The 15,525-nt window shown below is 44.7% G+C and carries 14 protein-coding genes; 11 read left to right on the forward strand and 3 right to left on the reverse strand.

All coding sequences use genetic code 11. The features are described 5' to 3' along the window. Window positions 1-241 precede the first annotated feature (241 nt). From NSS66_RS23460 to NSS66_RS23475, 4 genes are all read left to right on the forward strand, one after another. Entirely contained in the window at window positions 242-847 is a 606-nt protein-coding gene (locus tag NSS66_RS23460) for a pentapeptide repeat-containing protein (RefSeq protein ID WP_338532435.1), read from the forward strand. An 18-nt stretch (window positions 848-865) separates the two neighbouring features. Then, window positions 866-1,360: a hypothetical protein gene (locus NSS66_RS23465; protein WP_338532434.1), complete on the forward strand. Its 495-nt coding sequence runs from the start codon at window positions 866-868 to the stop codon at window positions 1,358-1,360. A 12-nt stretch (window positions 1,361-1,372) separates the two neighbouring features. Then, window positions 1,373-4,210 (forward strand): excinuclease ABC subunit UvrA, encoded by a 2,838-nt coding sequence (gene uvrA / locus NSS66_RS23470; protein WP_340959896.1) that lies wholly within the window; start codon window positions 1,373-1,375, stop codon window positions 4,208-4,210. Window positions 4,211-4,299: 89 nt separating this feature from the next. Then, complete coding sequence (locus NSS66_RS23475) at window positions 4,300-5,427, forward strand: NAD(P)/FAD-dependent oxidoreductase (RefSeq protein WP_023988836.1); 1,128 nt, start codon at window positions 4,300-4,302, stop codon at window positions 5,425-5,427. A gap of 78 nt (window positions 5,428-5,505) precedes the next feature. Here the strand turns inward: NSS66_RS23475 and NSS66_RS23480 are convergent, their stop codons facing one another. After that, window positions 5,506-6,372, reverse strand: coding sequence for a MurR/RpiR family transcriptional regulator (locus tag NSS66_RS23480; protein ID WP_023988835.1), 867 nt, complete (start codon window positions 6,370-6,372; stop codon window positions 5,506-5,508). 181 nt (window positions 6,373-6,553) lie between these two features. Between NSS66_RS23480 and NSS66_RS23485 the strand changes: the two genes are divergently transcribed. Further along, the gene (locus NSS66_RS23485) at window positions 6,554-7,573 is read left to right on the forward strand and encodes a Gfo/Idh/MocA family oxidoreductase (RefSeq protein WP_340959897.1); all 1,020 of its coding nucleotides are present in this window, start codon (window positions 6,554-6,556) and stop codon (window positions 7,571-7,573) included. Between the two features lies 1 nt (window position 7,574). Then, window positions 7,575-8,567: a Gfo/Idh/MocA family protein gene (locus NSS66_RS23490; protein ID WP_340959899.1), complete on the forward strand. Its 993-nt coding sequence runs from the start codon at window positions 7,575-7,577 to the stop codon at window positions 8,565-8,567. 39 nt (window positions 8,568-8,606) lie between these two features. Here NSS66_RS23490 and NSS66_RS23495 read toward each other — a convergent pair whose 3' ends face one another. Further along, the gene (locus NSS66_RS23495) at window positions 8,607-9,149 is read right to left on the reverse strand and encodes a TetR/AcrR family transcriptional regulator (protein WP_023988832.1); all 543 of its coding nucleotides are present in this window, start codon (window positions 9,147-9,149) and stop codon (window positions 8,607-8,609) included. A 198-nt stretch (window positions 9,150-9,347) separates the two neighbouring features. On the opposite strand from NSS66_RS23495, the gene NSS66_RS23500 reads away from it, so the two are divergent. The 3 genes from NSS66_RS23500 to NSS66_RS23510 are packed head-to-tail and all read left to right on the forward strand — an operon-like array spanning window position 9,348 to window position 11,454. Continuing rightward, entirely contained in the window at window positions 9,348-9,677 is a 330-nt protein-coding gene (locus tag NSS66_RS23500; RefSeq protein WP_075154243.1) for a carboxymuconolactone decarboxylase family protein, read from the forward strand. A 24-nt stretch (window positions 9,678-9,701) separates the two neighbouring features. After that, window positions 9,702-10,448 (forward strand): SDR family oxidoreductase, encoded by a 747-nt coding sequence (locus tag NSS66_RS23505; protein ID WP_025722787.1) that lies wholly within the window; start codon window positions 9,702-9,704, stop codon window positions 10,446-10,448. 22 nt (window positions 10,449-10,470) lie between these two features. Then, window positions 10,471-11,454 (forward strand): aldo/keto reductase, encoded by a 984-nt coding sequence (locus NSS66_RS23510; protein ID WP_023988829.1) that lies wholly within the window; start codon window positions 10,471-10,473, stop codon window positions 11,452-11,454. 145 nt (window positions 11,455-11,599) lie between these two features. Here the strand turns inward: NSS66_RS23510 and NSS66_RS23515 are convergent, their stop codons facing one another. After that, window positions 11,600-12,517, reverse strand: coding sequence for an AraC family transcriptional regulator (locus NSS66_RS23515; protein ID WP_075154242.1), 918 nt, complete (start codon window positions 12,515-12,517; stop codon window positions 11,600-11,602). 474 nt (window positions 12,518-12,991) lie between these two features. Here NSS66_RS23515 and NSS66_RS23520 point away from each other — a divergent pair, with 474 nt between their 5' ends. Both NSS66_RS23520 and NSS66_RS23525 read left to right on the forward strand, forming a co-directional pair. After that, window positions 12,992-13,978 carry an aldo/keto reductase gene (locus NSS66_RS23520; RefSeq protein ID WP_193217084.1) on the forward strand — a complete coding sequence of 329 codons (987 nt, stop codon included), beginning with the start codon at window positions 12,992-12,994 and terminating at the stop codon, window positions 13,976-13,978. A gap of 461 nt (window positions 13,979-14,439) precedes the next feature. Next, on the forward strand, window positions 14,440-15,495 hold the full coding sequence (locus NSS66_RS23525) for a LacI family DNA-binding transcriptional regulator (protein WP_179085483.1): 1,056 nt from the start codon (window positions 14,440-14,442) through the stop codon (window positions 15,493-15,495). Window positions 15,496-15,525 lie beyond the last annotated feature (30 nt).

Genomic DNA, 15,525 nt, shown 5'->3' on the forward strand with positions numbered 1-15,525 from the left:
GGAGTGTTTTCATTTCGATGCAGCAGACAGAGGAACTCAATGTCTATTTGCATTAAGCGAAAATGAAGACTGAACCTCTGAATATTGGTTTCAAAAAAAATGGACTTGACTTTCTAACCATTTTAGACAGGTACTTGACAGGTATATGATATATTAAAAAAAGTTGAGATTTACTTATAGACTTTCAACATGATTGTCTACTCATAAGAATTAAAAATCAATTAAATGGCGGGGATATACAGTGTATCAATACAAAGATCAGGATTATGAAGCTGTTCATTTTGATGGACAAGATTTGCGGTATGGAGAACTCGTACGCTGCACTTTTAAAAAGTGTACATTCATGAATACTTCATTGGATGAGATCGAGACAAGCCATTGTCGTTTTATTGAATGTGACTTTAAAGGTGCTGCTCTATGTGGATCTGTGCATACGGAATCAGCTTTTGAAAATTGTTCTTTCAATGGTGCCAACCTTTTTGTTTCCAAATTCAGCTCTTGTAAAATGACAGGATCGGACTTTGCAGGTGCTCAATTGGACGGTGTCACTTTGAGTCAAGGAGACTGGTCCTACACTAATCTAAAGCATACCAAGCTGGGGAAACAGGATTTGAGAGGAATTCGTTTTTATGAAGCAGATTTTTCTGATACCGATTTGACGAAAGCTGACCTGAGAGACTCTGACCTAACGAGAGTAACTTTGAGCAGAGCGAACTTGCAGGGAGCCGATCTACGTGGTGCCAATCTTGAAGGAATTGATTTGAAAACTTTGAATATTAAAGGCGCGCGAATGGATAGAGAGCAGGCGATTCTGTTTATACGCTCTTATGGAGCAAAGGTAGACTGAAGAACAGTGGAGGTTTTCATGGAACAGTCTAAAAAACTTCTTTTTTATCCAATGTATGGTGTATGTATTCTCGAATCTGTAGAGAAAGAAGATGACTTGGAAAACCTACAAAGTTCCTATAACTTGTATTTTCCTAAACAAGGACTTCGCATGTTTATTCCGCAACATAGAGCACTGCAAAAATGTATCCGACCTTTGTCCAATGTGGATTACTTTTTGAGTTCCAGAGCTCAATTTTTTGGAGAATATGCTCAACTTCCTTTGAACCCTTCTGAACGTCGCTGCTTTTTGCAGGCCAAGATCGAGTCAGGGCTTCTTCATGATCATTTTGGCATCATCAGGGATATGATTTGTTCCAAAGCCTACAATTTGAAAATGAATTCTCATGATAGGTCCATTCTGAGTATGGCTCGAGAGATGCTGGTAAGTGAACTAATGTATGTTTTGAATCTTTCAGCGGACGATGCAGGCAGGTATTTGAAAGAGGATATTGAAAAGCGTCAGCTTGGGTAGGAGGAGCAGTACATGCAAAATTTTATTAACGTTCATGGAGCACGGGAAAATAATCTGAAAAATATTGATATTCAAATTCCTCGTGACCAAATCGTTGTGATCACCGGGGTGAGCGGCTCGGGAAAATCCAGCCTGGCATTCGATACGCTATATGCTGAGGGACAAATGCGTTATGTTGAATCACTATCTTCCTATGCAAGACAATTTCTCGGGCAGATCAATAAACCAGATGTCGACTCGATCGAAGGACTTTCACCCGCAATTGCCATTGAACAAAAAACGACATCTAACAATCCACGTTCCACAGTGGGCACTGTAACTGAGATTTACGATTTTTTGAGGTTATTGTGGGCAAGGGTTGGAACGCCGCATTGTCCATCCTGTAAAAGTGAAGTTACGCGCCAGTCTGTCGATCAAATTGTAGATCAAATATATAGGCTTCCTCAAGGAACGAAATATATGGTGCTCGCACCTTTAGTACAAGATAAAAAAGGGGAGCACCAGCACATTTTTGAACAAGCGAGAACCAATGGCTATGCACGTGTGCGAGTAGACGGTATCGTTAAGAACCTATCAGAAGAGATCCAACTTGATAAAAACAGGAAACATACTATCGCTATTGTAGTGGACCGTCTGGTAGTCAAAGAGGGGGAAACTCAGAGACTGACAGACTCTATTGAAACAGCCATTACTTTGTCCGGCGATACTGTATTGGTTCACCGGATGGATAGCGGTGAGGACATGCTGTTCTCCCAAAGTTTTGCTTGTGCCCGTTGCGGATTTTCCATGCAGGAGCTGTCTCCTCGCATGTTCTCTTTTAATAATCAGTACGGCGCCTGTCCGACTTGCTCGGGACTTGGGTTTCATCTTGAGGTTGACCCGATCAAAGTCGCACCTGATCGCAGTCAATCGTTGAACTCGGGCGCAATTAAAGCTACCGGATGGGGAAATGTCGAAACCAACTCCTATTGCAAAATGTATTTTGAAGCGATTGGAAAAAAGGCTGGATTTGATCTGGATACTCCTCTTGATCAGATTTCACAGCAAGCATTGGACATGCTCCTGTATGGAACACAGGGTGAAAAACTTGAACTTAGATGGGAAAGCAATCATCGGGAGAGGCTGCTGCACCAGGCATTCGAAGGGATTGTCAACAATCTGGATCGACGCTACCGGGAAACCCAGTCCGATACAATGCGGAAAGAACTTGAAAGCTATATGTCCGCCTTGCCTTGCCACGACTGTCACGGTGATCGGCTGGCACCGATGCTTCTTGTTGTAACCGTCTGTGATATGAACATCTCAGATTTCTGCAAGCTGTCTGTTACCGAGGCCATTCATTTTATCGAAAATATGCATCTGTCCCCGGCTAAGGCTATGATTGCCGCCCCGATTACGACGGAGATTGTTGACCGACTTGTATTTTTGAAAAATGTCGGGCTGGAATATTTGACGTTATACCGAACTGCCGGAACACTTTCAGGCGGGGAGAGTCAGCGCATTCGTTTGGCCACCCAGATAGGATCGCGCTTAACAGGAGTGCTGTACATTCTCGACGAGCCCTCGATCGGTTTGCACCAGCGAGACAATGAACGGCTTATTTCCGCTTTGAAGGAAATGCGTGATTTGGGCAACACCGTCATTGTGGTGGAGCATGACGAAGAGACGATCCGCCAAGCAGACTGGATTGTGGACATTGGTCCGGGTGCGGGTAAACATGGAGGAGAAGTGGTTGCTCAGGGAGAACTTGACCAAATTACCGCTGAAAAACGTTCGATAACAGGCCAATATTTGTCGCATCAAAGATGGATTCCCGTGCCTGAGAACCGTCGACCAGGCAATGGACATCATCTGACTATTGTGGGAGCAGCGGAAAACAATCTGAAAGACATCAATGTATCCATCCCATTAGGAACGATCACGTGTGTTACGGGCGTTTCCGGATCAGGTAAGTCCAGCCTTGTTAACGAGATACTTTATAAAAAGCTGGCGGCGACGCTAAATCGAGCTCATACTCGCTCAGGAAAACATTTACAAATTGATGGCATAGAGCATTTGGATAAGATTATTAATATGGATCAAAGCCCGATCGGACGGACTCCTCGTTCCAACCCGGCCACATACACCGGTCTTTTTGATAATATTCGCTCCCTATTTGCCATGACAAACGAAGCCAAGGTGCGTGCTTATGGCCCGGGTCGCTTTTCGTTTAATATTAAGGGCGGACGCTGTGAAGCCTGTACGGGTGATGGATTGATGAGAATCGAAATGCATTTCCTGCCCGATGTGTATGTGCCTTGTGACGTCTGTAAAGGGAAGCGATACAATCGCGAAACTCTGGAAGTTCACTATAAAGGGAAAAGCATTGCAGATATCTTGGAGATGACTGCGGACGAAGCTGTTGTATTTTTTGAGTATGTTCCAAAAATACGGAAGAAAATCGAGGCGCTCTGTAAAGTGGGGTTGGGTTATGTGAAGCTGGGTCAGTCTTCTACAACGCTATCAGGCGGAGAAGCGCAACGAGTGAAACTTGCATCAGAACTGCTGAAGCCCGCTACGGGTTCAACGCTATATGTTATGGATGAACCCACTACAGGACTTCACGTTGCGGATGTGCAGCAATTGATCAATATACTTCATGTGCTGACCGAGGAGGGGAATACCATTGTTGTTATCGAGCATAATCTGGATGTGATCAAGAATGCAGACTATATTATTGATCTGGGACCCGAAGGTGGTAGCAACGGAGGGAATGTCGTATGTACCGGGACCCCGGAACAAGTGGCCGACTTTAAGCTGAGCTACACGGGGCAATATTTACGAAAAGAACTTAGAGACATACATTCATAGATAATCATCCTAATCTCGAATTTCAAACTCTATGCATTCATGCAGTATTCGCTATAATGGATACAGTGATTTAGGAAAGGGATGTAATCATGAAGAAGGTCATCGTAATTGGATCAGGAATTCTGGGGGCATCGACAGCATACCAGTTAGCAAAAATGGGTGCTAATGTCATTATTGTAGACCGCAAAGATAAAGGACAGGCTACTGATGCCGCAGCTGGCATTATCTGTCCCTGGCTATCACAGCGACGTAATCAGGCTTGGTACCAGCTGGCAAAGGCAGGCGCACGCTTTTATCCTGGGTTGATTGAAGAACTCAAAAGCGAGGGAGAAACAGAAACAGGCTATGCTCAAGTGGGTGCTCTCAGTATTCATGATGATTTGGAGAAAATCAAAAAAATGGAGGAGCGGGCACACTTACGACAAGCGGATGCACCGGAAATCGGTGAAATTACCCGGCTAAATGAAAAAGAAACCCATGAACGGTTTCCTTTGTTAGTAGAAGGTTATCATTCTGTTCATATTAGCGGTGCCGCCCGTATAGATGGTCGTGCGCTGCGGGATGCGTTGGTCCAATCAGCACAGAGACATGGAGCGACCCTTATACATGGGGATGCTGCACTTCAATATGAGTCCGACCAAGTAACTGGAGTAGCGGTCGGTGCAAAAAGTTTCTCGTCCGACAAGGTCATTGTTTGTGCAGGTGCATGGGCAAATCAATTACTGTTGCCTTTGGGCATTCATTTTAAGGTTAGTTATCAAAAAGCACAAATTATGCATTTGCAGGTTCCTAATAGGCAAGACACAGGCACCTGGCCTGTAATCATACCGCCTTCTGATCAATACCTGCTGGCTTTCGATAAACAGAAGATCGTAATAGGGGCGACTCACGAAAATGAAATCGAGGGTTACGATACGAGGGTAACAGCAGGTGGGATGCAGGAAATTCTGAACAAAGGTTTAGAGTTGGCCCCTGATTTAGCAAACAGCACTTTTCAGGAGGTAAGAGTTGGTTTCCGTCCTTTTACACCCGGTTTTCTACCGGTGATCGGAGCTGTTCCAGGCTGGGATGGTCTTATAGCGGCAAATGGGCTTGGAGCATCCGGGTTGACCATGGGCCCCTTTATTGGAAATCAGCTGGCAAAGTTGGCACTTGGAATGGATTTAGATATCGATATCAATGATTATGATATTCGAAAAGCAATAGATGAAAGTTGATCCTTGACCGGAGACAACAATATATATGCTTATGAAGTCGCCATACTGGCGACTTTTTGTTTTAGTGCTATATTCATTCTATACGTCATTCATCATGTCATTGAGATGCGAATTTTTTAACGATTGTGTTGTGGTTTGCATGTTTTTCAAGTAGTCGATTTTATAGATACAGGAATAGATCACATTTAATACATAGTCAAAGGCAATCTGCGATGAAAATGTACCAATCTTGGCATGTTTTACTTCGTCATTAGGGACCTGGATACAGATATTACTGAGTTTGGCCAATTCGCTTTGATTGGTTGCTGTAATTGTGATAAAAGGGATATTTTCATGTGCGAAATGCCGTGCTGCTTTTAAAAAAATCGGCGACTTTCCGTGGTAAGTTAAAAAAACAGCGCAATCCTGTGTCGTAAGATTAGCCGTATGGTAAGCCCACTCAGACAGCTCCGTGGCTATAAACACATACTTGTTTATTTTTACCAATTTATTTTGGAAACTTTTCGCACGGATTTGTGAATCACCTAACGCATATATAAAGATTCTTTTCGCTTGATCCAGCAGTAGGGCTGTTTGCGACAATAAATCATCATCCATGAATGTAAAGTTTTTTTCAATCGTTTCTTTCATTAATTCTGCAATTTCTTTCGCTACTTGAAGTGGGGATTCATCAAAACCGAAAGGATAGTTGGGGTCTACATTGGAAATGTTCTGGGTATTCTGCTGAAATTCCCGAGCAAGTTTGATTATGAACTCCTTGAAACCAGATAGCCCAAGTTTATGTGTTAATCGATTAATCGCGGAATGCGAAGTATATGTTGCCTTTGCAAGCTCCTGAATATTTAAGTGCAGGATACTTTCCTTATGAAGCAAAATATAGGATGCAATGCTTTTTTCGTTTGGTGTAAAGTTTTGCATTTCGGATAATTGCATCAGTATTTTCAACAGGTTCACTCCGGTTCAATTGAAATAACGTTTGATAAAGGATATAAAATAAACATTTTGTTTAAAAACAACCCGCCATGTTGACAAATAATCGGTTGAATGTACCATTTTGGCGGCAAATCCTTTACGATCAACATTCTTCTTCTATAATAAATGAAAAAGAGCCTAAGGGGGAAATAATATGCTTACCATCGGTTATATTGGAAATGGGAAAAGCACGAACCGTTATCATCTTCCTTTTTCATTGAACAGAGCTGATTTGAAAGTGAAGACGATATACACACGTAATCCAGATAAAGGGGAGTGGAAAAAAGTCCCTGACGTGCAGTATACAGATAATATTGAATCTCTAATGAACGATAAGGAGATTCAGTTGATTGTTATCTGTACACCTGTAGAATCCCACTACGACTATGCGAAAATGGCGCTTGACCACGGGAAAAATGTACTTGTTGAGAAACCTTTTACGTTAACCAAAGAAGAAGCCATGTCGATCTTCCAATATGCTAAAGAGAAAAATCTGGTTGTACAATGCTATCAGAATAGACGTTACGACTCGGATTTCCTCACTACCCAGAAGATTATTGAATCAGGAAAACTTGGAGATTTGCTGGAAGTGGAGATGCATTACGATTATTATCGCCCTGAGATCCCGAACTCCACTTCTCATTTTTCCAAGTATAACAGTTACCTATACGGACATGGCGTTCATACCATTGACCAGGTTCTTTCCTATTTTGGGAAGCCGGACACAATTCGTTACGATGTTCGTCAATTGCTGGGTTCTGGGAGAATGAATGATTACTTTGATCTGGATTTTTATTATCCCTCGCTCAAGGTATCCATCAAATCCAGCTTTTTTCGCTTAAAAGAGCGGCCGAGTTTTGTTGTATACGGCAAAAAAGGCGTTTTTATAAAGCAAACGAAGGATCGTCAGGAGGAGCATCTGAAATTATACTATCTGCCTAAGGGACACGCCGATTTCGGCATCGACCTGCCCGAGGATTACGGCATCTTAACATATTTGGATGATAAAGGCGAGTATCATGAAGAAAAAGTCGTTTCTGAAAAGGGAGACTATGCCCGAGTGTATGACGATATTTATCAGTCGATCGTATTTGGTAAAGAAAAAGTGATTAAAGACGAAGAAACGATAATTTGTATGGAAATACTTGAAAAAGGTATAGAGGAGTGCAACTAAAATGAAGTTGGGAATTGTCGGAGCAGGGATGATCGTAGGGGATCTATTGAGCTTTATTCAGGAAATCCCGACCATTTTATTAAAGGGCATTTGTTCTAGACCTAGCCACCAGGAGAAATTACTGGATTTGAAAAATAAATATGGAATATCTCAGATTTATTCGGATTACAGCGAAATGCTGATGAACCGTGATGTGGATACAGTTTATATCGGGTTGCCTAATCATCTTCATTATTCATATGCCAAAGAAGCATTATTGAGTGGTAAACATGTCATTTGTGAGAAGCCGTTTACTTCCAATTTGCAAGAATTTCTAGAGCTAAAAGAAATTGCTAAGCAAAGAAAACTGGTATTGGTGGAAGCCATAACGAATCAATATTTGAAAAATTATTTGTCAATGAAGGAGTATCTACCTAAACTTGGTGAGATCAAAATAGTTGAATGCAACTATTCTCAATACTCATCTCGATATGAAGCTTTCAAAGCGGGAATAATCCAGCCTGCGTTTAATCCGGAAATGTCTGGTGGAGCCTTGATGGATATTAATTTATATAATATTCATTTTGTTGTTGGATTCTTCGGTAGCCCAAAGAAAGTGGAGTATTGGGCGAACATGGAGCGTGGAATTGATACTTCAGGTATGCTGCTGCTTGATTACGGTGATTTCAAGTGTGTCTGCATAGGTTCAAAAGATAGTACGGCCCCCAATGCCGTGAACATTCAAGGCAATAAGGGCTATTTACACATGGCAAGTTCAGCTAATATATGCGACTGCTTTGATTACACTGCGAATAAGGAAACGCCAATTCGGGTGGACCTAAAAGATCATTCGCATCGAATGTATGACGAATTCGTTGAGTTTGACCGCATCATCGAGGAAAAAGATTTGGAAAAAGCCTCAGATATGCTTGAACATAGCGAGAAGGTCATGAATGTCATTGAGAAAGCCAAGCAGTCCGCCAATCTTGTATTTGGCCCTGATAAACCATTTTGAGAGTAGCAGACATATGTCTGCTACTCTTTTTTATCAGATTCACAATTTCCGGTCCAACAGCATGCCTATTTGCTCTGCCATCTCGACAGGAGGGAGAGGTTTATCATTCAAAAACCACCACTCCATAATCCCTACCACAGCGGACGCTGCATAACGGACAACCACTTCTTCGTTTAGTCCCCGATTTCTTGCTTCATTCATGTCGACCTCTTCCCGAAGTTCATCGATCATAAATTCAAGAAACTGAGTGCGGAAGTAAGGGGCGCCTTTGCTCACCAGCATCGTGGAGAAAAATAAATAGTTAGCCTCAAAATATTCAAACCAAACAATTTCGGCCTCTGTAAAGCTCAAATGAGCCGATTCAATACATAATCTTCGAAGTTCATTGATGTGTGCGGCGATCAGCTTATCCAGCAAATCATATTTGTCCACGTAATGAAGATAGATGGTTCCCCGGCTTACATTCGCTTTGTCGGATAGATCCTGAATCGTAATATGGTCGAAACTCTTTTCGGCCATCAACTCCGTTAATGCTTTCTTCAAGGCTTCCTGTGTTTTGAGTATTCTCCTGTCCACTTTCACTGTGTTCAACCCCTAAACTTCTAAATGATAATTGACTGTTTTAACTTATATGTCTATTAATGAACAAATCAAGCGTATTTAACAATTGCAAGCATTCTGTATCAGCTTATAATAATAGACACAAGTTCAATAATGTATCTTTTTCAATTATAGATGCATTTATATGAAGGATCAATGCAAAGAAAGAGGAGATATCACATGTCAGATACTCAAAAACTTACGGCTGCACAGCGAACGATTGGGGACTTCTCACCAAAGATCGTCGTGCTGACCGACAAGGTGCTTTTTGGGGACGTTTGGGAACGCAAAGAGCTGGCCCCACGCGACCGCAGCCTCATTACCGTAGCAAGCTTGATCACCGGAGGGAATTCCGAACAACTGGGCTTTCATTTGGGTAAAGCCAAAGACAACGGCCTGACGGAAGAGGAACTGATCGAAGTCATTACCCATCTTGCCTTTTATGCGGGCTGGCCGAAGGCGATGTCCGCTATTACAGTGGCCAAAGAACTATTCGCAAAAGAAAACTAAGTCTCGAAAGGATGTTCATTCTCTATGTCCAATATTCAAGATAAAGTCGTTATTATTACAGGTGCTTCCAGCGGAATCGGAGAGGCAGCGGCCAAAGAACTGGCATCTAAAGGTGCGAAGCTTGTGCTGGCGGCTCGCCGTGAAGACCGTTTACAAAAGCTGCAAGAAGAAGTTGAACAAAGCGGGGGTACAGCCATCTACAAAGTAACCGATGTGACATCGCATGAACAAGTGGAGGAGTTGGCTTCGTATGCACTTCAAGAGTTTGGGAAAATCGACGTACTTATCAATAATGCCGGAGTCATGCCGCAATCGTTTCTCTTTAAGAAGAAAATTAATGAATGGGATATGATGATTGATATTAATATCAAGGGCCTTTTGTACGGGATTGCTGCTGTTCTGCCTGCGATGCGGGAACAGAAATCTGGCCATATCATTAATCTGTCTTCTATTGCCGGACATAATGTCTACCCCGGCGGCACTGTATATTGCGCGACCAAACATGCCGTAAGGGCGATTACGGAAGGTTTACGTCAAGAAGAGGCGATCAGTGGTACCCAGATTCGTACAACGAATATCTCTCCAGGAGCTGTCAGCACTGAATTGACGGAGGGAATCACGGATGCAGAGTTAAAACAAGCCTACGACGAGTTATATCAAGGAGCGATTAAAGCGGAAAGTATCGCACGTGCGATTGCTTTTGCGATTGAAGAGCCAGGAGATGTTGCGATCAATGAAATGATTATTCGCCCTACCACACAACAGGCGTAAGTCAACAGCAGGAGGAATGACGATGAATTATCGTACAGTAGGAAAAACAGGAATCAAGGTTTCAAATTTATGTTTTGGCACGATGTCCTTCGGCGGAAATGCCGATGAAGAAACATCCAAAAAAATGTTCAACCGCTCCCGCGAAGCTGGCATTAACTTTTTCGATACAGCAAACGTGTACAGCCAGGGTCGCTCCGAAGAAATTCTAGGCGAGTGCATCGAGGACTGTCGGAATGAGATTGTACTGAGCACCAAAGTTTTCTATCCGATGGGACAGGACGTGAATGCTAGGGGGCTTTCCCGTCGTCATATCATGCTTGAAGTGGAAAACAGTCTGCGACGCCTGAAGACGGACCGCATCGACTTCTACTTCGTGCATATGTTCGACGAAAATACACCAATGGAGGAGACGCTTCGTGCACTCGACGATCTTCAAGCGCAGGGCAAAATCCTTTACCCAGCGGTGAGCAACTGGTCGGCCTGGCAGATTGCCAAAGCGGTCGGCATCTCTGCCAGGGAGGAGCTGGCGCGCTTTGAATTGATCCAGCCGATGTACAACCTGGTCAAACGTCAGGCTGAGGTAGAAATCCTGCCTCTTGCCGCTTCCGAGCAGATTGGGGTCATTTCGTACAGCCCTCTGGGAGCCGGGATTCTTACGGGCAAATACGGAACGAACAAACGACCGGAGCAAGGACGGCTGGTCGAAGAGCAGCGGTATACGGACCGCTATGCGGATGAAATGAATTTTGCCGTCGCCGACCGCTTTACTGCACATGCAGCAGAACGAGGCGTGAAGCCCTCGACGCTTGCGGTAGCCTGGGCGATGTCCAATCCTATGATCACGGCGCCAATTATTGGCGCAAGAAACCTCGCGCAGCTGGAAGACTCACTGGGCGCTGTCGATGTAGAGATGACTCCAGAGTGGCGCGATGAGATTTCCAGACTTTCGGTGACTCCCGCGCCTTCTACAGACCGGGGCGAGACGCTACTGCCGAACTGGGCTTGAAGACCGAAGACCGCCTAAATGATGTTGGGGAAGTCGGTGGTGTCCTCGTTTTATAGGAAATGACGCTGGAAGTTAAACGTATCATACCGAAAAAGAGACGGCCTAAGGTCGTCCTTTTTGCTTCTTCGCCGATCAGTCTAGATACTTAGTCATTCATGACCTGGTCGTATTTTTCCTTCAATCGCTTGATGTCCGCTCTCGGAGGAGCACCGAACATGCGGGAGTATTCGCGGCTGAATTGGGAGGAACTCTCGTAACCGACCCTGAAAGCGACGTCTGCGGCGTCCGCCGATTCAGCCAATAAGATGCGGCGAGCTTCCTGAAGTCTCAGCTGTTTTTGGAACTGAATTGGGCTCATGGCGGTTACCTCTTTAAAATGCCGATGGAACGAAGAAACACTCATGCTGGCGGTGTCTGCAAGATCTTCGATCCGAAAAGACTGGTCCCAATTTCGGACAATATGGTCGATAGCTTCCCGGATCCGATAGGTGCTGCTTCCTTCGACTGCAATCTGAGCCAATTCGACTCCATAGGGCCCCTGCAGCAGCCTGTACAGAATCTCCCTCGTGTAAAGCGGGGCGAGAAATGGGATTTCTCCCGGGGTGTCCAGCAGACGGGCAAGCCTGAGCACGGCGTCCTGAATGGACGATTCCATCCAGCCGACGAACAGGGCACGCTTGGCATTATCTTTTGACGTGACCTTAATATCACAATCGTTCAGCACTTCAAGGATCTGGTTCTGTGTAAATTCGAGCTTGAGACTCAGGTAAGGAGAGTCAGCAGACGCTTTTATAATTTGACCGATCACAGGCAGATTCATGGAAGCGATCAGATAATTGGACGGTCCATATTCAAATCTCTCCTGTGCCAGCAAAATTTCTTTCAGACCTTGAACGACAACACAAAAAGAAGGCTTGTAAACCCGATAAGCGGGCTCAGTTATGCTGGAATGCTGATAGAAAAATAGGGAAGGGATCGCCGTTTCCTTGGCGCTATTCTGAAGCGAGTGACGCTCGATTAATTCGGTAAGCTCCTGTTGCTGTCGAATAAGGTTCTCGGACATTCAATCCTCCTTGCAGGTTTGTCTGGTCCCATTATAAGACTTATCCGCCTGTAGCAACAGTAGCCGTAATAGGATTGGGCAATCATTTAAGACGAATGAGATATCACTTCGCTTTTTCTGTTCGGCATAATAAGACTAAGCTCACAGAATCAAGCAAGGGGGAGAACAATGTAACAGCTGAAGCGGATGAAGTGACAGAAGCCTCTAAACTACCGCAAGCATAACGACATTATCAAAGAACAAGTTTAAAAAAGGGAGGAGATGAATTATTTGAATCGTTGGTTTAGGAACTTATTGGTTCAAAGGCTTATCACATTAATAGAGTTTGAAGAGCATGAATGTTTCAAAAAATTATATAATAGTTCTCTTGATAGGATCGTAAGCCAATTAACTAAAGAAAAATAATGAACATTTATCATTACCCACCCTCCTACTGGATAAAGAAAAAATGATATTAAGAAAGGAAGAGGTATGTTGGAAAAGCGTAAATTGGGAAATAGCGGTCTGGAAGTTTCCGCAATCGGACTTGGATGCATGGGAATGAGTTACGGTTATGGGCCGGCTTCGGACCAAAAGGAAATGATCTCGGTCATTCGGAAAGCAGTCGAGCGCGGCGTGACTTTCTTTGATACCGCCGAAGTATACGGACCCTACACGAATGAAGAACTCTTGGGCGAAGCTCTTCTTCCTGTTCGAGATCAAGTCGTGATTGCCACGAAGTTCGGCTTCAATATCCAGGATGGCAAGCAGTCCGGAATGAACAGTCGCCCTGAGCATATCAAGAAAGTTGCCGAAGAATCGCTTAGACGGCTCAAGATTGAAGCCATCGACCTGTACTATCAGCACCGAGTCGATCCAGATGTGCCGATCGAAGAGGTAGCGGGAGCTGTGCAAGATCTGATCCGGGAAGGAAAGGTGAAGCACTGGGGATTGTCTGAAGCAGGAGTGAAGACCATTCGTCGTGCACACGCGGTTCAGCCACTCACTGCAATTCAGAGCGAATATTCCCTGTGGTGGAGACGCCCCGAAGAGGAACTCCTCCCTGCCCTAGAAGAGCTCGGTATTGGCTTCGTTCCGTTCAGTCCTTTGGGCAAGGGCTACCTGACGGGAAGTTTTAACGCAAACACGACATTCAACCATGACGATTTGCGCAGTATTCTTCCACGTTTTACTCCAGAAGCGCTGGAGGCCAATCAGGTGTTGGTCGACCTGCTTAAAGAGATGGCTGAGCAGTTAAAAGCAACGCCAGCCCAAATCGCACTCGCCTGGCTGCTAGCCCAGAAGTCGTGGATCGTTCCGATCCCGGGCACACGGAAATTAAGCCGTCTGGAAGAAAATCTAGGCGCAGTGGACATTAAGCTCACATCCGAAGATGTGCGCAATATTAACAGCGCAGCCTCGCAGATCACTTTGATGGGCGCCAGATATACGGAGGAACTGGAGAGAAGAACGGGTCTTTGATCTAATTCTTCAAGTCATATCCCAATCATGAGGAAATCTCTTTTGTTAAAGTAAATAATTAGATGAGAAATCGTATTTCTCCGCAATATTAAAATTCTGTCCCGCCTTGTGAGGCGGGGTGAGTATAAGTCCAATGTTCATTAACTCGCTGCTGGTAAAATAGCATTAAAATCATCCCAAAAATCGAAATAGCGGCAGTCATGGACGAGGAAATAAAGTCCTAGAACTGCCGCTATTTTATTGAACTTTCGTATCCGTTAGCGCAATAGTTAATAAACATTTATTTGTTCGCGGCACCGACTGCTGGGGCTGGGATATTCCGTTCAATCTGCTGGCAAGCAGGAATCGCGAGACAATGTCCTTTTAGTAGAGAAATGAGCTTATTCATCTTTGAAGCACGCTTTTTGGGATTGACAGAGGTATGGCTGCATGAGAAAATGTACGCGCGTACATAAAATGATTTGGAGGTGGGTAATATCGTTTCGCGCAAGGAAGTAGCAGAACTTTCCGGCGTGTCTGAAGCGACGGTATCCCGGGTCTTAAATGCAGTAGGTCCTATCAAAGAGGATACGCGGAGAAGGGTTCTGGACGCAGCTAATCAGCTTGGATATGTTCCTAGTGCGCTGGCCCGTAACTTTGCCCGAAGCAAGAGTGGCCATCTTGGTGTGGTTATGCCTTATGTCCCGAAGGCGCACCTGTTCTCAGCCTATTTTTTCTCTGAGATGCTGAGCGGTATCGGAAACAAGGCCAGAGACAGCGGACTCGATCTGCTTCTATTGTTCCGGAAGCCGGGGGAACGGATTGATTACAGTAGTCTTTTCCGCCAGCAAAGGATCGATACCTGTATCATCCTTGGAGCCAGGGATGACCACGATGAGGTGGAAGCTCTAAAGAGACTTCAGGAAGAAGGGCGTCCATTCTGCGTCATGAATCACCATTTTGAAGGGCAATCGTTCTGTGAAGTGGATGCAGACCATGTAGAAGGCAGCCGAGCGGCTGTAAGTCACCTCATCGAGCAGGGATACAAACGGATTGCCTTTCTCAACGGCCCGGATATCTATTCCAATAGTACTGAGCGAATGAAGGGTTACCGTACCGCGCTTCAGGAGGCCGGTATTGAATATGACCACGATCTGCTTCTGGAAGGTAACTACAGCCGTCGAAGCGGGCTCGAAGCCTCAGCCACAATAGCAGACAAATTGAATGATATTGATGCCGTATTTGCGGCGAACGACCGGATGGCCCTCGGGGTAATGCAGGGTCTCCGTGAGCGCGGACTGCCAGTTGACCGGTTCCCAGCGTTTGTAGGCTATGACGATTCGGATGCGGCTGAGATGGCTGTTCCGCCGCTAAGCAGTGTCCGCGTTCCTTTTTATGAGATGGGAGAGCTTGCAGCCTCGAAGCTTATACCCGATTCTCTGGACCTTATTCCAGCCCTGGAACTGACCGGGTCCGACTCGATAAGAGAACTCCTGTCCACAGAGCTGATTATCAGGGCGTCATCCATTCGTCCATAACACCAATCGTCAAAAACTCGTTGAAAATCA

It is taken from the genome of Paenibacillus sp. FSL R10-2748 (assembly GCF_038005565.1).
GTDB classification, from domain to species: Bacteria; Bacillota; Bacilli; order Paenibacillales; family Paenibacillaceae; genus Paenibacillus; species Paenibacillus polymyxa_B.